This is a genomic window from Pseudomonas sp. WMBT8 (genome assembly GCF_050916005.1).
Classification (GTDB): domain Bacteria; phylum Pseudomonadota; class Gammaproteobacteria; order Pseudomonadales; family Pseudomonadaceae; genus Aquipseudomonas.
The window spans coordinates 4,636,049-4,653,129 of record NZ_CP188096.1 but is presented as its reverse complement, the minus strand read 5'-3'; the positions used below and the strand labels follow the sequence as shown (position 1 = coordinate 4,653,129).

Sequence of the window (17,081 nt, the reverse complement as noted above, 5' to 3'; positions counted from 1 at the left end):
TGGCAATCCCGAGATGGCAGTCAAAGGGACAATGCGCTGGGTAGCGTCTGGAGCCTAGTCGATGAAGGGCAGGAAGGCGGCGGGCGGATCTTGTCCGCCGCCCTTTTGCACTACTGGTGGGAGCGCAGGCGTGTGCTTTTTTACCTGCACCGAGAGCTGCTCGGTAGCTTTACCGTTTAGTAAGTAATGCTCACATTGGTTTTTACATGGACATCTTCGGCGACTTTTCCGGAATCCTTCTCCTCGTTTTCACCTGATCCGCCCTTCAACATTTTCGCCGCCGTTTCCGCCATCGCTCCCACGAGTTGCCCAATCCCCGGCAAGGCTGCCGAGGCTGCGCCCATCATCCCGCTTATTAATCCACCCATAGCTGACACTCCTTAGATAGATGAGGAAGTTATTTCTCCCACGGGCTCTGTGGTCGATTCCTGTCGTTGGGTTCCGCTGCTGGAGTGCCATGATTTTCAACCGGGCACAAAAAAGCCCGGCAATCGCCGGGCTCTTTTTTACTGCAAGGATTGCTTAGGCAGTGAAGGTCTTGCCTTCGAACTGCTCAGCCACGAACTTCCAGTTGACCAGGTTCCAGAACGCTTCCACATACTTTGGACGCACGTTGCGGTAGTCGATGTAGTAGGCGTGTTCCCAGACGTCGCAGGTCAGCAGCGGGGTGTCGCCGCTGGTCAGCGGGTTGCCGGCGCCGATGGTGCTGGCCAGGGCCAGGGAACCGTCAGCCTTTTTCACCAGCCAGCCCCAACCGGAACCGAAGGTGCCGACGGAAGTCTTGGTGAACTCTTCCTTGAACTTGTCGAACGAACCGAAAGCGGCGTTGATCGCTTCAGCCAATGCGCCAGTCGGTTGACCGCCGGCGTTTGGCGCCAGGCAGTTCCAGTAGAAGGTGTGGTTCCAGACTTGGGCTGCGTTGTTGAAGATGCCACCCGAAGAGGACTTGACGATCTCTTCCAGGGTCTTGCCTTCGAACTCGGTGCCAGGCACCAGGTTGTTCAGGTTCACGACATAGGTGTTGTGGTGCTTGTCGTGGTGGAACTCCAGGGTTTCCTTGGAGATGTGCGGCTGCAGGGCATCGTGTGCGTACGGCAGCGGCGGCAATTCGAAAGCCATGATAATTCTCCTAATCAGGTCAGTTGCGGTGAGCGCAAGGCCGATCACGGGCGGCCAAACAAGCGCCGGGGAGTTTGTACTCTTTGCGGCGCAGGGGCTGGATCATAGCACTGGGGGTGCGGCAAAACCACGCAACAACTGTGTGGGATAGAGGTTCCAGAGCGTTTTGGAATATTCCTCAGGTACTGATCAATTGATAGGCCACGCTGAACATCATCACCGCCACCAACAGGTCCAGCAGGCGCCAGGTCGCCGGGCGCGCCAGCCACGGGGCCAGCCATGCGGCGCCGAGGGCCAGGGCGGAAAACCACAGCAACGAAGCGCTGGCGGCGCCTGCGACATAAGCGCCCGGCTCGGTTTGCTGGGCGCCGAGGGAGCCGATCAGCAAGACGGTGTCCAGGTACACATGGGGGTTGAGCAGGGTCACGGCCAGGGCGCTGAGCATCACCGCGCGCAGTGAGCGCACCTTCTGCCCTTCGCCTTGGCCCAGGCTTTGCCGCGAACAGGCGCGGCGCAAGGCCAGGGCGCCGTACCACAGGAGGAACGCCGCGCCGCCCCAACGGGCAATCGCCAGCAGCACAGGGTTATGTGCCAGCACCGTCGCCAGGCCAAATACCCCGGCGGCCACCAGCAGCGCATCACACACCACGCACAAGGCCGCAACCGGCAGGTGGTGTTCGCGACGCAGGCTCTGGGCCAGCACAAATGCGTTTTGCGTACCGATCGCCATGATCAGCCCGAGGGCTACCAGCAGGCCGTTAACATAACTCTGCCACATAGGATTTACTCCGCGCCCGCCGCCAGTTGTTGCAACACATCCATTGCCTGCTGCGCATCGCTGCGCCCGACAAACAGGTGATCGTGGTAATAGCCGGCGACCACATTGCAACTGATCCCGGCACGTCCCAGGGCGCTGGCGAAGGCGGCGGTCAGGCCCACGGCTTCCAGGGCCGAATGCACGTTCAAGGTGATCCACGCCGCCACATACTCAAAGGCCAGGCCGGCCTGTTCGGCTTGTTGGCGCTCGACAATCACCGTCAAGCCTTCCTGTTCGCGAAAGCTGCCGATCACTTCGCAGGCGGGCAGGCGGTTATCGGCCAGGGTGCAGAACACGTAGTCGCCGGCATTGAGCTGTGGGCTCATGCTGCGCAGCAGGGTTGCCAGGGCGGTTTCGCCAGCCATTGGGAGATCCTTGAAAGAAAGTAAACACGCGATGCTGGTCATTCTCCGGTGTGGCGCTGTATAAGAAAAACCAATATTGCTCATCGCTCATTAGGAAAACTGATGTTTGACTACAAATTGCTGTCGGCCCTCGCGGCCGTGGTGGAACAGGCCGGTTTCGAGCGCGGTGCCCAAGTACTCGGGGTGTCGCAATCGGCCATCTCCCAGCGCATCAAATTGCTCGAAGCGCGCATCGGCCAGCCGGTACTGGTGCGCGCGACGCCGCCAACCCCCACGGAAATCGGCCGGCGCCTGCTCAACCATGTACAGCAGGTGCGCCTGCTGGAGCGCGACCTGCAAAGCCAGGTGCCAGCCCTGGATGAAGAGGGCATGCCTGAACGCCTGCGGATTGCCATCAACGCCGACAGCCTGGCGACGTGGTGGGCGCAGGCGGTGGGCGACTTTTGCGCCGAGCAACATTTGTTGCTGGACCTGGTGGTTGAAGACCAGACCGTCGGCCTCAAGCGCATGCGCGCCGGCGAAGTGGCGGCCTGCGTCTGCGCCAGCGAGCGCCCGGTGGCCGGGGCCCGCAGCCTGTTGCTGGGGGCCATGCGCTATCGGGCGTTGGCCAGTCCGGCGTTTATCTCCCGGCACTTTCCAGGCGGCGTGCGCGCCGATCAGTTGGCGCGCACGCCGGCGCTGGTGTTTGGCCCGGATGATTTCCTACAACATCGCTACCTCGCATCCCTAGGTGTGGATGGAGGTTTCGAACACCATTTATGCCCGTCGTCCGAAGGTTTTATCCGCCTGACCGAAGCCGGCCTGGGCTGGGGGCTGGTGCCGGAATTGCAGGTGCGCGAGCAATTGCAAAGGGGCGTACTGGTGGAGTTATTGCCAGATAAACCCATCGATGTGCCGTTGTACTGGCATCATTGGCGCAGTGGTGGGCAATTGCTCGGCTTGTTGACCGAGCATCTGGCGCGGGCAACTGGCCAATTGCTGGTGCCGTTGGAGTGACTGTCGGCGTCAACGCAACTGCGATGAAAAATGAAAGAACACGGGGTAACACATGAAAATTCTGGTCACCGGCGCAAGCGGCTTCATTGGCGGGCGCTTTGCGCGTTTTGCCCTGGAGCAGGGCCTGGACGTGCGGGTCAACGGGCGGCGGGCCGAGGGTGTCGAGCACCTGGTACGGCGCGGCGCCGAGTTTATCCAGGGTGATCTGAATGATCCGGACCTGGTACGCAACCTGTGCCGCGACGTCGAGGCCGTGGTGCATTGCGCCGGCGCCGTGGGGTTGTGGGGGCGTTACCAGGATTTCCATCAGGGCAATGTGCAGGTCACCGAAAACGTGGTCGAGGCCTGCCTCAAGCAACGGGTCGGGCGCCTGGTGCACCTGTCGTCGCCGTCGATCTATTTCGATGGCCGCGATCACCTGGGCCTGACCGAGGAGCAAGTGCCCAAGCGCTTCAAGCACCCGTATGCGGCTACCAAGTACCTGGCCGAGCAGAAAGTCTTCGGCGCCCAGGAGTTCGGCCTGGAAGTGCTGGCCCTGCGCCCGCGCTTTGTGACCGGTGCTGGTGATATGAGCATCTTCCCGCGCCTGTTGAAAATGCAGCGCAAGAACCGCCTGGCCATCGTCGGCGACGGCCTGAACAAGGTCGACTTCACCAGCGTGCACAACCTCAACGAGGCGCTGCTCAGCAGCCTGCTGGCCACCGGATCGGCGCTGGGCAAGGCCTATAACATCAGCAATGGCACGCCGGTGCCGGTGTGGGACGTGGTCAACTACGTGATGCGCCAGATGGAAATGCCTCAGGTCACGCGTTACCGTTCCTACGGTTTGTCCTACAGCATTGCGGCGCTCAATGAAGCCTGTTGCGCGATGTGGCCGGGGCGCCCGGAACCGTCGCTGTCACGCCTGGGGATGCAGGTGATGAACAAGGATTTCACCCTCGATATCAGCCGCGCACAGCACTATCTCGACTATCAGCCCAAGGTCAGCCTGTGGACGGCCCTCGATGAGTTTTGCCATTGGTGGAAGGTCCAGGATCCGGGCACCAAGTAGCCTGGGCAACACCGCGAAGCGTTTTTTCGCTGGCCGTTCGACCAAGGCGATGGGCCTGGGGTTTATACTCCCGCCGTTTTTATGTAGTTATTTCAAGGTTGATTCATGCGTAACGATACTAAAGACGACTTTGACAACGTGCCGAGCCTGCGGGCCGACGTTGGCGACGACGATGATTTTGTGCCCACAGCGGCCACCGCCATCCGCTCGCGCCCGGCGCCGGTGGTCAAGGTCAAGAGCGCCAGCACCGGGCCGTTGTGGGCCCTGGTCGGCGCGCTGCTGTTCGCCTTTGCCGGCCTGGCCTGGTGGAGTTTCCAGCAGATTTCCCTGATGGGGCAGCAACTGGTAGCGACCCAGGAAAGCTTTGCGCGCATCAGTGAAGAAGCTGCCGGCCGCTTGCAGGACATTTCCGGCAAGGTGGTGGCCAGCGAGGCCAACGTCAATACCGGCAGTGAAGCACTCAAGCTGCAGATCAAGCAGTTGGAAAGCCAATTGCTGGAACAGGGCAAGCAACAGTTGGGCGTGGCGGGCCAGGCCACCGACCTGGACAAGCGCCTGGCGCAGATGAGTGCCAGCACCACCGAACTGACCACCGCCAATACCCAGTTGCAGGCCCAGGTCCTGGGTCTGGTCACTGAGTTGACCACCCTCAAGGCCGCCCAGGCCGAAACCGCCAAGTTGAATGCCGAAGTCAAGGAACTGGGCACGGAGGTGGCAGCCTTGAAGAAGCAGGGCAATCCGGCCACGGCCATTGCGCGCCTGGAGCAGGACCTGCTGGTGATCAAGAGCGAGCTGGACAACCGCGCCGCCACCGAAGGGCCGTCGAACAAAGAGTTCGACGTGTTCCGTATCCAGACCACCCGCAACATCACGACCTTGCAGACCCAGATGCAGAACCTGCAGCGTGAAGTGAGCGCGCCGGCCAAGGTCACGCCCCTGGGCCAGTGACGCCATTGTGATTGTTGGAGCCGGCTTGCCGGCTCCTGCCAATGTCACCATTCGGTGACATTTTCTCGCCCTTTCGTTACCTGCCCCTTCCTGACCCTTGTTTAGACTGCGGTTATCCCACAAAAACAAAAAGGGCCACCCATGACCATGCAACCACTGCCTGCCAGCAGTTGGCTGAACGCACCTGCCCATCACGCCTGGCTTGCCGCCGAAGGCCAGCGTCTGCTGGGCTTTGCCAAGGCCTCGCGGCTGCCTGAAGGCTTCGGCAACCTCGACGACCACGGTCACCTGCCCGCCGATGCCTGCGCCGAAACCATGAACACCGCCCGCATGACCCACAGCTTCGCCATGGCCCACGCCCAAGGGCTGCCGGGCTATGCCGAGCTGGTGGCGCACGGTGTGGCCAGCCTCGGCGGCGCGTTGCGGGATGCCGAGCATGGCGGCTGGTTCGCTGTTGCCGGCGCGCGTGACGGCAATACGGGCAAGGCCGCCTACCTGCATGCCTTTGTCGCCCTGGCCGCCAGTTCCGCAGTGGTCGCGGGTGCCCCAGGGGCGCAAGCCCTGCTGACGGATGCGATCCAGATCATCGACCAGCATTTCTGGAGTGACGAGGAGGGCGCAATGCTCGAGTCCTTCGCCCAGGACTGGAGCGGCGAAGAAGCCTATCGTGGCGCCAACAGCAATATGCACGCCACCGAAGCCTTTCTTGCCCTGGCCGATGTCACCGGCGATACGTGCTGGCTGGGGCGGGCGCTGCGCATCGTCGAACGAGTGATCCGTCAGCACGCCGGCGCCAATGAGTTTATGGTGATCGAGCACTTCGACCGCCATTGGCAACCTCTGCACAGCTACAACCAAGACAACCCGGCCGATGGCTTTCGCCCCTACGGCATCACCCCCGGTCATGGCTTTGAATGGGCGCGCCTGGTGTTGCACCTGGAGGCCGCCCGCCAGCAGGCGGGGCTGGTCACGCCCGAGTGGTTGCTGGAAGCCGCCAGGGGCTTGTTCGCCAGCGCCTGTGAATACGGCTGGGCGGTGGATGGGGCCCCGGGCCTGGTCTACACCCTGGACTGGCACTACCGCCCGGTGGTGCGTGAGCGCCTGCATTGGACCCACGCCGAAGCCAGCGCGGCGGCCCAGGCCCTGCTCAAGCGCACCGGCGAGTGGCATTACGAGGTCTGGTACCGGCGGTTCTGGGAGTTCTGTGAAACCCACCTGATCGACCGGATCCAGGGCAGTTGGCACCACGAACTCGACCCGCAAAACCTGCCCGCCAGCAAGATCTGGGGCGGCAAGCCGGACCTGTACCATGCCTGGCAGGCCGTATTGCTGCCGGGCCTGGCGTTATCGCCAAGCATGGCCAGTGCGCTGGGGGCCGGTTGCTATGTCACCAAGTGGTGACATTTGCCCGTCCCTTTGTTACGTGCCTGGCAAAAATCCCTGTTTAGAATCCTATGCAGCGCAAGCTCCAGACTTGCATGCATAACAACAAGAAAAAGGTACTCAGATGAACGCGATTAATCGCCTCGCCGTTGCTATTTCCATTGCCTCGTTGTTTCCCCTCAGTGCATTTGCCGCCGACTCGAAAGGGACGGTTGAAGTTGTGCATTGGTGGACCTCGGGCGGTGAGAAGGCGGCGGTGGATGTCCTGAAGGCCCAAGTTGAGAAAGACGGTTTTACCTGGAAAGACGGGGCCGTTGCAGGTGGCGGTGGCGCCACTGCCATGACCGTGCTGAAAAGCCGCGCGGTCGCCGGCAACCCGCCAGGCGTAGCCCAGATCAAGGGCCCCGACATCCAGGAATGGGCGTCCACCGGGCTGCTCGACACCGACGTCCTGAAGGACGTGGCCAAGGCCGAGAAGTGGGACGATCTGCTCGACAAGAAAGTCTCCGACACGGTGAAGTACGAAGGTGATTACGTCGCCGTGCCGGTGAATATCCACCGCGTCAACTGGCTGTGGATCAACCCGGAAGTCTTCAAGAAAGCCGGCATCAGCAAAAACCCTACGACCCTCGAAGAATTCTACGCCGCCGGCGACAAGCTCAAGGCCGCAGGCTTCATCCCGCTCGCCCATGGTGGCCAGCCGTGGCAGGACAGCACGGTATTTGAAGCCGTAGTGCTCTCGGTCATGGGCGTGGATGGCTACAAGAAAGCCCTGGTCGACCTCGACAACGCGACCCTGACCGGCCCCGACATGGTCAAGGCGCTGACCGAGCTGAAAAAAGTCGCCACCTATATGGATGCCGACGGCAAGGGCCAGGACTGGAACCTGGAAGCCGCCAAAGTCATCAACGGCAAGGCCGGCATGCAGATCATGGGTGACTGGGCCAAGAGCGAATGGACCGCTGCCAAGAAAGTCGCCGGCAAGGACTACGAGTGCGTAGCCTTCCCGGGCACCGACAAGGCCTTCACCTACAACATCGACTCCCTGGCGGTGTTCAAGCAGAAAGATGCCGGCACCTCGGCCGGTCAGCAGGACATCGCCAAGGTGGTGCTGGGCGAGAACTTCCAGAAGGTCTTCAGCATCAACAAAGGCTCGATCCCGGTGCGCAACGACATGCTCGGCGATATGGCCAAGTACGGCTTCGACAGCTGCGCCCAGACGGCGGCCAAGGACTTCCTGGTGGATGCCAAGTCCGGTGGCTTGCAGCCGAGCATGGCGCACAACATGGCGACCACGCTGGCGGTACAGGGTGCGTTCTTTGATGTGGTGACCAACTTCATCAACGACCCGAAAGCCGACCCGGCCGACACCGCCAAGAAACTTGGCGCAGCGGTCAAGTCTGCCAAGTAACCCCTGGGTGGGAATCGGTTTCAGTGTGGGAGCGGGCTTGCCCGCGATGCAGGCGCCTCGGTGTAGCAGTGACACCCAGGTGATGCCATCGCAGGCAAGCCAGCGCCCACATGAAGCCGGCCCCCACAAGGTTATCCGTTAGCCCCTTACTCCCTGCCCTGGATTTCCCCATGAGTTCTGTTGCTGTGTTCAGCAAGGCCTCGCCGTTCGATGCATTGCAGCGCTGGCTCCCCAAACTGGTGCTGGCCCCGAGCATGTTCATCGTCCTGGTGGGCTTCTATGGCTACATCCTGTGGACGTTCGTACTGTCGTTCACCAACTCCACCTTCCTGCCCACCTATAAATGGGTGGGCCTTGCGCAATACGCGCGGTTGTTCGACAACGACCGCTGGTGGGTGGCGAGCAAAAACCTGGCGCTGTTCGGCGGCATGTTTATCGGCATCACCCTGGTGATCGGCGTGTTGCTGGCGGTATTTCTCGACCAGCGCATCCGTCGCGAAGGTTTTATCCGCACCATCTACCTGTACCCGATGGCGCTCTCGATGATCGTCACCGGTACCGCCTGGAAATGGCTGCTCAACCCCGGCATGGGCCTGGACAAACTGCTGCGCGACTGGGGCTGGGAAGGCTTTCGCCTGGACTGGCTGATCGATCCGGATCGCGTGGTGTATTGCCTGGTGATTGCGGCGGTATGGCAAGCCTCGGGTTTTATCATGGCGATGTTCCTCGCCGGCCTGCGTGGGGTTGATCAATCGATCATCCGTGCCGCGCAGATCGACGGCGCCAGCCTGCCGCGCATCTACTGGAGCGTGGTGCTGCCCAGCCTGCGCCCGGTGTTTTTCAGTGCGGTAATGATCCTCGCGCACATTGCCATCAAGAGCTTCGACCTGGTGGCCGCGATGACGGCCGGTGGCCCTGGCTACTCGTCCGACCTGCCGGCGATGTTCATGTACTCCTTCACCTTCAGCCGCGGCCAGATGGGCATGGGCTCGGCCAGTGCGATCCTGATGCTCGGCGCGATCCTCGCGATCATCGTGCCTTACCTGTACTCCGAGCTGAGGACCAAGCGCCATGACTAGTCTCGCCAAACCTTCCATCACCTTCAGCCGCCTGGCGATCCATGGGGTGCTGATCCTGGCCGTGGTGCTGTACCTGGTGCCGCTGGTGGTCATGCTGCTGACCAGCTTCAAGACCCCGGAAGACATCAGCACCGGCAACCTGCTGAGCTGGCCGACGGTGATTACCGGGATTGGCTGGGTCAAGGCCTGGGCCACGGTGAACGGGTACTTCTGGAACTCGTTCATGATCACCATCCCCGCGGTGCTGATCTCCACCACCATCGGCGCATTGAACGGCTACGTGCTGTCGATGTGGCGTTTTCGCGGTTCGCAGTTGTTCTTCGGGCTGTTGTTGTTCGGCTGCTTCCTGCCGTTCCAGACCGTCTTGCTGCCGGCCTCGTTCACTCTCGGCAAGATGGGCCTGGCCAGCACCACCACTGGCCTGGTGTTTGTGCACGTGGTCTACGGCCTGGCGTTTACCACGCTGTTCTTCCGTAACTACTACGTGAGCATTCCGGATGCGCTGGTCAAGGCTGCGCGCCTGGATGGCGCGGGATTTTTCACCATCTTCCGTCGGATCATCCTGCCGATGTCGACGCCGATCATCATGGTCTGCCTGATCTGGCAGTTCACCCAGATCTGGAACGACTTCCTGTTTGGCGTGGTGTTCTCCAGTGGTGATTCGCAGCCCATCACGGTGGCGCTGAACAACCTGGTCAATACCAGCACCGGGGCCAAGGAATATAACGTTGATATGGCGGCGGCGATGATCGCCGGGCTGCCGACCCTGCTGGTCTATGTGGTCGCAGGCAAGTATTTCGTGCGCGGCCTCACGGCTGGCGCGGTCAAGGGGTAATCATGGCTACGCTCGAACTTCGCAACGTAAACAAGACCTATGGTGCCGGCCTGCCGGACACCTTGAAGAACATCGAACTGTCGATCAAGGACGGTGAGTTCCTGATCCTCGTCGGGCCTTCGGGCTGCGGCAAGTCCACCTTGATGAACTGCATCGCCGGCCTGGAAAACATCAGCGGCGGCGCGATCATGATCGGTGACCAGGACGTCAGCGGCATGAGCCCCAAGGACCGGGACATCGCCATGGTGTTCCAGTCCTACGCGCTGTACCCGACCATGAGCGTGCGCGAGAACATCGAATTCGGCCTGAAGATCCGCAAGATGAGCCAGGCGGCCATCGACGAGGAAGTGGCGCGGGTGGCCAAGTTGCTGCAGATCGAACACCTGCTCAATCGCAAGCCGGGCCAGCTCTCCGGTGGCCAGCAACAGCGCGTGGCCATGGGCCGGGCGCTGGCGCGGCGGCCGAAGATCTATCTGTTCGACGAGCCGCTGTCCAACCTCGACGCCAAGCTGCGGGTCGAGATGCGCACCGAAATGAAACTGATGCACCAACGCCTGAAAACCACCACGGTCTATGTGACCCACGACCAGATCGAAGCCATGACCCTGGGCGACAAAGTGGCGGTGATGAAGGACGGCATCATCCAGCAGTTCGGCACGCCCAAAGACATCTACAACGATCCGGCCAACCTGTTTGTGGCGAGCTTTATCGGCTCGCCGCCGATGAACTTCATCCCCCTGCGCCTGCAACGCAAGGAAGGCCGCCTGCTGGCCCTGCTCGACAGCGGCCAGGCGCGTTGCGAGTTGCCATTGGGCATGAACGATGCGGGTCTTGAAGACCGCGATGTGATCCTTGGCCTGCGCCCGGAGCAAATTGTCCTGGCCAGCGGCGAGGGCAATGGCCTGCCGAGCATTCGCGCTGAAGTCCAGGTGACCGAGCCGACCGGCCCGGACACCCTGGTGTTCGTGCAGCTCAATGACACCAAGGTCTGCTGCCGCCTGGCGCCGGACGTAGCGCCGCAAGTGGGCGAGAGCCTGACCTTGCAGTTCGATCCGGCCAAGGTGCTGCTGTTCGACGCCAAGACCGGCGAACGCCTGGGCACCGCCGCGTCAGTGCCACTGCAACACGCCGACAACGTCACCCAATTTAAAGGCCGCTGAAAATCAAAATGTGGGAGCGGGCTTGCCCGCGATACAGGCCGCTCGGTCTACCAGGCACACCGCAGTGATGCCATCGCGAGCAAGCCCGCTCCCACACATTCGATGTGGATGTTTCGGAAATAGCTGTAAACCGCGTTAGATAAAAACAGTTAATAACAATAAAGACGAGGATGTAGGGATGAAAAAGCAACATAACAACACTCGCTTGATCTGCCAGTTGTCAGCAGTGGCAGCGCTGGTTTTGTCTGCCAATGCGATGGCAGACGAAGCGTTCAGTGCCGATTCCAAGTGGATGACCGGCGATTGGGGCGGCGAGCGGACCAAGCTGATCGAGCAGGGTATCGACATCAAGGCCGACTACGTTGGGGAAGCGGGCTACAACGCCCACGGCGGCTACAACGATGACAAGACCGGTCGTTATGCTGACCAGTTCGGCCTCGGCGTAGCGCTGGACCTGCAAAAGCTCTGGGGCTGGGACAACACCCAGGCCAAGATCCAGATGACCAGCCGTAACGGCCGCAACATCTCCAATGACCGTATTGGCGACCCACGTGCAAGCACCCTGAGTTCGTCTCAAGAAGTGTACGGCCGTGGCCATATGGTGCGCCTGACCCAGTTCTGGATTCAGCACCAGATGTTCGACAACAAGCTGGATGTGAAACTCGGTTATTTCGGTGAGGGCGAAGACTTCAATACCTTCCCGTGCGACTTCCAGAACCTGTCGTTCTGTGGTTCCCAAGTGGGTAACTACGTCAACACCTGGTACAACTGGCCGGTCAGCCAGGCCGCGATCCGCGTGAAGTACAACATCACGCCAGAGCTGTATGCGCAGATCGGTGCGTACAACCAGAACCCCTCGCAGCTGGAACACGGCAACGGCTTCAAGCTCAGCGGCAGTGGCACCAAAGGTACAGTGATCCCGGTGGAGTTGGTCTGGTCGCCGAAGGTCAATAACCTGCCGGGCGAATACCGTGTGGGTTACTACAAGAGCGCCGCCGATGCTCCCGATGTACGTGAAGACGTCAACGGCGACAACGCGGCCACCACTGGCGCAGACTACCGTACCCGCAGCAGCAAAAAGGGCTACTGGTTCGTTGCGCAACAGCAACTCACCACCCATAACGGCGACGCATCCCGCGGCCTGAACATTGCGGCCAACGCCACCTTCCACGACAAGGAAACCAACACGGTCGACAACTATCAGTCGATCATGCTGGTGTACAAAGGCCCATTCGATGCGCGTCCAAAAGATGACGTGGGCATTGGCGCTGCGCGCCTGCATGTCAACGATGACGTGCGCAAGAACGCCGAGCTGTTGAACGAAGCTGGCGGGTTCACCGATTACAGCCAGGTAGGTTATGCGCCACTGCGCAGCACCGAGTACAACTACGAAATCAACTACGGCTTCCACGTGACCAACTGGTTGACCGTGCGTCCCAACCTGCAATACGTCACCCACCCAGGTGGCGTGGATAAAGTCGACAATGCCTTGGTCGCCGGTCTGAAAATTCAGTCGGTGTTCTAACACGGTTGCGATAAGCTCCTTCTCTCTGTGCGCATTTGCGGGTAGCCATGGCTATCCGCTTTTTTTTGGGTTGGTGCGCATAACTCATGTGGGAGCCGGCCAGCCAGCTTCCACAGGTTCACCCAAGAGGTGAGCGATAGTGATCTACAGGACCGTGGCACATGCATGAGCATCCGCTGCAACGCTTTTTCAAATCCCTGCGCGAGCAGCCGGTATTCGCCTGGGAGCGCTTCCAGATGCGCGACGTGCTGGTGATCGATCATCCGCGGTGCCAGGCGGTGTTCAGCCGTCAGGGTGCGCAGTTGCTGCACTTCCAACCCGCAGGCCAGAAGCCATGGCTGTGGTGCGCGGCAAAGTGGCCGCAAGTCGGGGCGATCCGTGGCGGTGTGCCGGTGTGCTGGCCTTGGTATGGCCGCCATCCCAGCGAAAACGCCTGGCCGTCCCATGGTTGGGCACGCTTGATTGACTGGAAACTGCTGGACAGCAGCACCGACGACGACGGCGTGCGCCTGCACTGGCAATTGCAACTGTGCGATTGGCAGGTGGACCTGCATGCGCACCTGGGCGAAAGCCTGGAGCTGCGTCTGAGCACCGAGCACCAGGACGAGCTGCCGTGCCAATTGAGCCATGCGTTGCATGCTTATTGGCGGATCGGCAACGTTGGCGAGGTAGCGCTGTCTGGGCTCGACGGGGCACAGGGTTACGACCAGTTGAGTCGCCAGGTTTGCCAGCAGGAAGGTGAGTTGCGCGTCGATGGCGGCTGCCAGCGGGTGTTCCAGCATGAGGGCGAATTGCAGCTCAAGGACCACGCCTGGCAGCGCGAACTGTGCATCGACACTGGCGACAGTGCCGACACGGTGGTCTGGCATCCGGGCAGCCGGCCGTTGCTGGGGGTGAGCTTTAACGAGGCGGCGGGGTTTGTGTGTGTCGAGTCGGCCATGGCCGGGGCCAGCCTGGCGCCGGGGGAGAGGGCGCATTTGAGTTTGCAGGCCCGGGCGGGGGTTTAGCGGCGTTGCTGATGCCGTCTTCGCGAGCAAGCCCGCTCCCACAGGTTGACCGAGTCCACCCTTGGAATACGGTCAGCCTGTGGGAGCGGGCTTGCTCGCGATAGGGCCGGTATGGCTGGAAGAAATTCCTACCTAGTTGAATTCATCGCCAACCGGATACCGGCTGTCATTCAAGCTTTCCTTGATCTTGCGCAGATGGGGCTGGAAATCCACGCCACGGCGCAAGGTCATGCCGGTGGCCAGCACATCCAGCACCGTCAACTGAATGATCCGCGAGGTCATCGGCATATAGATGTCGGTGTCTTCCGGCAACGGGATGTTCAGGCTCACCGTACTGGCCTTGGCCAGTGGCGAGTTCTCGGCAGTCACGCCGAGCACCGAGGCGCCGTTTTCCCGGGCGATGCGCGCCACTTCCACCAGCTCGCGGGTGCGGCCGGTGTAGGAAATGATCACGAACAATTCGCCGGTATGCGCCACCGAAGCAATCATCCGTTGCATCAGCACATCCGCATGGGCCGTCACCGACAGGTTGAAACGGAAGAACTTGTGCAGGGCATCCATGGCCACCGGTGCCGAGGCACCGAGGCCGAAGAAGTGGATCTGCCGCGCCTGGATCAGCAGGTCCACGGCCTTGCTGATCAGGTTCGGGTCCAGGGCCTGGCAGGCGCTGTCCAATGAGGCAATGGCGCTGCCAAAAATCTTCTGCGTGTAGGCCTCGGGGTTATCATCAGCCTCCACTGCACGGCTGACATAGGCGGCGCCACTGGCCAGGCTTTGCGCCAGCTGCAGTTTCAGTTCAGGGTAGCCGCTGACGCCGAACGAACGGCAGAAACGGTTGACCGTCGGTTCACTGACCGAGGCGGCTTGGGCGAGGGCGGCGATCGAGAAGCGGGTCGCCTGCTGTGGGTTGAGCAGGATGACCTCGGCGACTTTTTTCTCGGCCTTGTTCAATTCTTCGAGGCGGTTCCGGATCTGTTCCAGAAGATTTCGCACGCGGTCCATTCAGTCTTTCCTTCGGGCGACGATGCAAGTAAGGGCCAGTAAAAGGTCGACGAGCGGCCCTTGGCGGTGGCCTATCCTACTGAGGGTAGTTGAACACCACCACTCGCAATGCGTATTTTGGGAAAATGTTGTGGTTATTACTACATTTTTCCTTGAGTGATGCCTTGAAAAAAGGTATTTGTAGCTTAACTTGATAAAAGAACAAACATCATGCCTTCGATAACCGTGGAACCCTGCACCTTTGCCCTGTTTGGCGCCTTGGGTGATCTGGCGCTGCGCAAGTTATTTCCTGCCCTCTACCAACTCGATGGCGCCGGCCTCTTGCACGCCGACACCCGCATCCTGGCCCTGGCCCGCGAAGCCGGTTCCGAGCAGCAGCACCTGGACCACATCGAGCACGAACTGCGCAAATACGTCGGCCAAGAGCTGGATGAAGCGGTGGCCACGCGCTTCCTGGCGCGCCTGGCGTATGTGCACGTCGATTTCATGAATGCCGATGACTACGTGGCCCTGGCCGCCAAGGCCGGCGCCGAACAACGCTTGATCGCCTACTTCGCCACCCCGGCGGCGGTGTATGGCGCGATCTGCGAGAACCTGTCCAAGGTCGGCCTGGCGGAAAATACCCGCGTGGTCCTGGAAAAACCTATCGGCTCGGACCTGGAATCCTCGCGCAAGGTCAACGACGCCGTGGCGCAGTTTTTCCCGGAAAACCGCACCTACCGCATCGACCACTACCTGGGCAAAGAGACGGTTCAAAACCTGATCGCCCTGCGTTTTGCCAACAGCCTGTTTGAAACCCAGTGGAACCAGCACTACATCTCCCACGTGGAAATCACTGTGGCCGAGCAAGTGGGGATCGAAGGCCGCTGGGGTTATTTCGACAAGGCCGGGCAACTGCGGGACATGATCCAGAATCATTTGTTGCAACTGCTCTGCCTGATCGCCATGGACCCGCCGGCCGACTTGTCCGCCGACAGCATCCGTGACGAGAAGGTCAAGGTGCTCAAGGCCCTGGCGCCGATCAGCCCGGAAGGCCTGACCACCCAGGTGGTACGCGGCCAGTACATCGCTGGCTACAGCGCCGGCAAGCCGGTGCCGGGTTACCTGGAAGAAGAGAACTCCAACACCCAGAGCGACACCGAGACCTTCGTTGCCCTGCGTGCCGATATCCGCAACTGGCGTTGGGCCGGGGTGCCGTTCTACCTGCGTACCGGCAAGCGCATGCCGCAAAAACTGTCGCAGATCGTCATCCACTTCAAGGAACCGTCCCACTATATCTTCGCCCCCGAGCAGCGCCTGCAGATCAGCAACAAGCTGATCATCCGCCTGCAACCGGACGAAGGGATTTCCTTGCGCGTGATGACCAAGGAGCAGGGCCTGGACAAGGGCATGCAACTGCGCAGCGGGCCACTGCAACTGAATTTTTCCGACACCTACCGTAGCACGCGGATTCCCGATGCCTACGAGCGGTTGTTACTGGAAGTGATGCGCGGCAATCAGAACCTGTTTGTGCGTAAAGATGAAATCGAAGCCGCGTGGAAGTGGTGTGACCAGTTGATCGCCGGGTGGAAAAAGTCCGGTGATGCACCCAAGCCGTACGCGGCGGGTTCCTGGGGGCCGATGAGCTCCATTGCACTGATCACGCGGGATGGGAGGTCGTGGTATGGCGATATCTGATTTGAAACTGCCCCAGGGCGTAACACCTCATGAGTTCCGCACGCCAGTGCTGCTGGCCGAAGGCTTGGCCAATGACGTGGCTGAACAACTGCGCGCGGCCATCAGCGCCCGTGGCGCAGCCACCCTGGTGGTGTCCGGTGGCCGCAGCCCGGTGGCGTTTTTCCAGAATCTGGCCAAGCAGGGCCTGGACTGGTCCAAGGTGACTATCACCCTGGCCGACGAGCGCTGGGTGCCGGTGGAACATGCCGACAGCAACGCCGGCCTGCTGAAGAAACATCTGCTGCAAGGCCCGGCGGCCAAGGCCAGATTTTTGAGCCTCTACAGTGCCGCGGCGAACCTCGACGGCGCCGCCGAACAAGCCGATCGCCTGCTGGCCGAACTGCCGGCGATCGATGTGCTGGTGCTGGGCATGGGCGATGACGGGCACACCGCGTCGTTGTTCCCCAACAGCCCGAACCTGGCCCAAGCGCTGCAGCCCGATGGCACGCGCCGGTGCTGGCCGATGCTGGCGCCGAGCGTGCCCCATCAGCGCCTGACCATGAGTCGTGCGCTGTTGGCCAGTGCCCGTTACACCGTGTTGTCGATTGCCGGCGACTCGAAACTCCACACCCTGAGCGAAGCGCTGGCCGGCGACGATGTTGCCGGCATGCCGATTCGCGCGTTTTTGCAACCTACTCTAGAGATTTACTGGTGCCCATGAGCCAAG

17 protein-coding genes are annotated in these 17,081 nt (G+C 61.1%); 12 read left to right on the top strand and 5 right to left on the bottom strand.

Annotation, left to right across the window (positions count from 1 at the left end; translation table 11 throughout):
• Positions 1 to 176: 176 nt before the first annotated feature.
• The 4 genes from ACO77H_RS21155 to ACO77H_RS21140 form a co-directional block, all read right to left on the bottom strand.
• Positions 177 to 368, bottom strand: coding sequence for a hypothetical protein (locus ACO77H_RS21155; RefSeq protein ID WP_169955360.1), 192 nt, complete (start codon positions 366 to 368; stop codon positions 177 to 179).
• Between the two features lie 154 nt (positions 369 to 522).
• Positions 523 to 1,119, bottom strand: a complete 597-nt coding sequence (locus ACO77H_RS21150) for a superoxide dismutase (protein WP_017125974.1) — start codon at positions 1,117 to 1,119, stop codon at positions 523 to 525.
• Between the two features lie 178 nt (positions 1,120 to 1,297).
• Complete coding sequence (locus ACO77H_RS21145) at positions 1,298 to 1,897, bottom strand: LysE/ArgO family amino acid transporter (protein ID WP_432754532.1); 600 nt, start codon at positions 1,895 to 1,897, stop codon at positions 1,298 to 1,300.
• Positions 1,898 to 1,902: 5 nt separating this feature from the next.
• Positions 1,903 to 2,301 (bottom strand): ACT domain-containing protein, encoded by a 399-nt coding sequence (locus ACO77H_RS21140; RefSeq protein WP_169955358.1) that lies wholly within the window; start codon positions 2,299 to 2,301, stop codon positions 1,903 to 1,905.
• A gap of 102 nt (positions 2,302 to 2,403) precedes the next feature.
• Here ACO77H_RS21140 and ACO77H_RS21135 point away from each other — a divergent pair, with 102 nt between their 5' ends.
• The 10 genes from ACO77H_RS21135 to ACO77H_RS21090 all read left to right on the top strand — a co-directional run bounded on the left by ACO77H_RS21135 (position 2,404) and on the right by ACO77H_RS21090 (position 13,696).
• Complete coding sequence (locus ACO77H_RS21135) at positions 2,404 to 3,297, top strand: LysR family transcriptional regulator ArgP (RefSeq protein WP_170041915.1); 894 nt, start codon at positions 2,404 to 2,406, stop codon at positions 3,295 to 3,297.
• A 52-nt stretch (positions 3,298 to 3,349) separates the two neighbouring features.
• Positions 3,350 to 4,348 (top strand): NAD-dependent epimerase/dehydratase family protein, encoded by a 999-nt coding sequence (locus tag ACO77H_RS21130; protein WP_169955356.1) that lies wholly within the window; start codon positions 3,350 to 3,352, stop codon positions 4,346 to 4,348.
• A 105-nt stretch (positions 4,349 to 4,453) separates the two neighbouring features.
• Positions 4,454 to 5,296, top strand: coding sequence for an ATPase (locus tag ACO77H_RS21125; RefSeq protein WP_169955355.1), 843 nt, complete (start codon positions 4,454 to 4,456; stop codon positions 5,294 to 5,296).
• A 141-nt stretch (positions 5,297 to 5,437) separates the two neighbouring features.
• Positions 5,438 to 6,697, top strand: a complete 1,260-nt coding sequence (locus tag ACO77H_RS21120) for an AGE family epimerase/isomerase (RefSeq protein WP_432754531.1) — start codon at positions 5,438 to 5,440, stop codon at positions 6,695 to 6,697.
• Positions 6,698 to 6,803: 106 nt separating this feature from the next.
• The gene (locus ACO77H_RS21115) at positions 6,804 to 8,090 is read left to right on the top strand and encodes an ABC transporter substrate-binding protein (RefSeq protein ID WP_169955353.1); all 1,287 of its coding nucleotides are present in this window, start codon (positions 6,804 to 6,806) and stop codon (positions 8,088 to 8,090) included.
• Positions 8,091 to 8,260: 170 nt separating this feature from the next.
• Positions 8,261 to 9,169, top strand: coding sequence for a carbohydrate ABC transporter permease (locus tag ACO77H_RS21110; RefSeq protein ID WP_029296391.1), 909 nt, complete (start codon positions 8,261 to 8,263; stop codon positions 9,167 to 9,169).
• Positions 9,162 to 10,004 (top strand): carbohydrate ABC transporter permease, encoded by an 843-nt coding sequence (locus ACO77H_RS21105; RefSeq protein ID WP_432754530.1) that lies wholly within the window; start codon positions 9,162 to 9,164, stop codon positions 10,002 to 10,004. The genes ACO77H_RS21110 and ACO77H_RS21105 overlap by 8 nt, the downstream gene beginning before the upstream one ends.
• Positions 10,005 to 10,006: 2 nt before the next feature.
• Positions 10,007 to 11,164: an ABC transporter ATP-binding protein gene (locus ACO77H_RS21100; RefSeq protein WP_432754529.1), complete on the top strand. Its 1,158-nt coding sequence runs from the start codon at positions 10,007 to 10,009 to the stop codon at positions 11,162 to 11,164.
• 178 nt (positions 11,165 to 11,342) lie between these two features.
• Positions 11,343 to 12,689: a carbohydrate porin gene (locus ACO77H_RS21095; RefSeq protein WP_170041918.1), complete on the top strand. Its 1,347-nt coding sequence runs from the start codon at positions 11,343 to 11,345 to the stop codon at positions 12,687 to 12,689.
• A gap of 161 nt (positions 12,690 to 12,850) precedes the next feature.
• On the top strand, positions 12,851 to 13,696 hold the full coding sequence (locus ACO77H_RS21090) for a D-hexose-6-phosphate mutarotase (protein WP_170041919.1): 846 nt from the start codon (positions 12,851 to 12,853) through the stop codon (positions 13,694 to 13,696).
• Positions 13,697 to 13,828: 132 nt separating this feature from the next.
• Here the strand turns inward: ACO77H_RS21090 and ACO77H_RS21085 are convergent, their stop codons facing one another.
• Positions 13,829 to 14,689 carry a MurR/RpiR family transcriptional regulator gene (locus ACO77H_RS21085; RefSeq protein ID WP_169851198.1) on the bottom strand — a complete coding sequence of 287 codons (861 nt, stop codon included), beginning with the start codon at positions 14,687 to 14,689 and terminating at the stop codon, positions 13,829 to 13,831.
• 219 nt (positions 14,690 to 14,908) lie between these two features.
• On the opposite strand from ACO77H_RS21085, the gene zwf reads away from it, so the two are divergent.
• Together zwf and pgl are read left to right on the top strand one after the other, a co-directional pair.
• The gene (gene zwf, locus ACO77H_RS21080) at positions 14,909 to 16,375 is read left to right on the top strand and encodes a glucose-6-phosphate dehydrogenase (RefSeq protein WP_432754528.1); all 1,467 of its coding nucleotides are present in this window, start codon (positions 14,909 to 14,911) and stop codon (positions 16,373 to 16,375) included.
• Positions 16,362 to 17,075, top strand: a complete 714-nt coding sequence (pgl, locus tag ACO77H_RS21075; protein WP_432754527.1) for a 6-phosphogluconolactonase — start codon at positions 16,362 to 16,364, stop codon at positions 17,073 to 17,075. Before zwf ends, pgl begins: the two co-directional genes overlap by 14 nt.
• Positions 17,076 to 17,081 lie beyond the last annotated feature (6 nt).

Bases quoted from the DNA above. Each gene is read 5' to 3' on its own strand.
- ACO77H_RS21155 (WP_169955360.1), bottom strand. From the start codon at position 368: ATGGGTGGATTAATAAGCGGGATGATGGGCGCAGCCTCGGCAGCCTTG.
- ACO77H_RS21150 (WP_017125974.1), bottom strand. From the start codon at position 1,119: ATGGCTTTCGAATTGCCGCCGCTGCCGTACGCACACGATGCCCTGCAG.
- ACO77H_RS21145 (WP_432754532.1), bottom strand. From the start codon at position 1,897: ATGTGGCAGAGTTATGTTAACGGCCTGCTGGTAGCCCTCGGGCTGATC.
- ACO77H_RS21140 (WP_169955358.1), bottom strand. From the start codon at position 2,301: ATGGCTGGCGAAACCGCCCTGGCAACCCTGCTGCGCAGCATGAGCCCA.
- ACO77H_RS21135 (WP_170041915.1), top strand. From the start codon at position 2,404: ATGTTTGACTACAAATTGCTGTCGGCCCTCGCGGCCGTGGTGGAACAG.
- ACO77H_RS21130 (WP_169955356.1), top strand. From the start codon at position 3,350: ATGAAAATTCTGGTCACCGGCGCAAGCGGCTTCATTGGCGGGCGCTTT.
- ACO77H_RS21125 (WP_169955355.1), top strand. From the start codon at position 4,454: ATGCGTAACGATACTAAAGACGACTTTGACAACGTGCCGAGCCTGCGG.
- ACO77H_RS21120 (WP_432754531.1), top strand. From the start codon at position 5,438: ATGACCATGCAACCACTGCCTGCCAGCAGTTGGCTGAACGCACCTGCC.
- ACO77H_RS21115 (WP_169955353.1), top strand. From the start codon at position 6,804: ATGAACGCGATTAATCGCCTCGCCGTTGCTATTTCCATTGCCTCGTTG.
- ACO77H_RS21110 (WP_029296391.1), top strand. From the start codon at position 8,261: ATGAGTTCTGTTGCTGTGTTCAGCAAGGCCTCGCCGTTCGATGCATTG.
- ACO77H_RS21105 (WP_432754530.1), top strand. From the start codon at position 9,162: ATGACTAGTCTCGCCAAACCTTCCATCACCTTCAGCCGCCTGGCGATC.
- ACO77H_RS21100 (WP_432754529.1), top strand. From the start codon at position 10,007: ATGGCTACGCTCGAACTTCGCAACGTAAACAAGACCTATGGTGCCGGC.
- ACO77H_RS21095 (WP_170041918.1), top strand. From the start codon at position 11,343: ATGAAAAAGCAACATAACAACACTCGCTTGATCTGCCAGTTGTCAGCA.
- ACO77H_RS21090 (WP_170041919.1), top strand. From the start codon at position 12,851: ATGCATGAGCATCCGCTGCAACGCTTTTTCAAATCCCTGCGCGAGCAG.
- zwf (WP_432754528.1), top strand. From the start codon at position 14,909: ATGCCTTCGATAACCGTGGAACCCTGCACCTTTGCCCTGTTTGGCGCC.
- pgl (WP_432754527.1), top strand. From the start codon at position 16,362: ATGGCGATATCTGATTTGAAACTGCCCCAGGGCGTAACACCTCATGAG.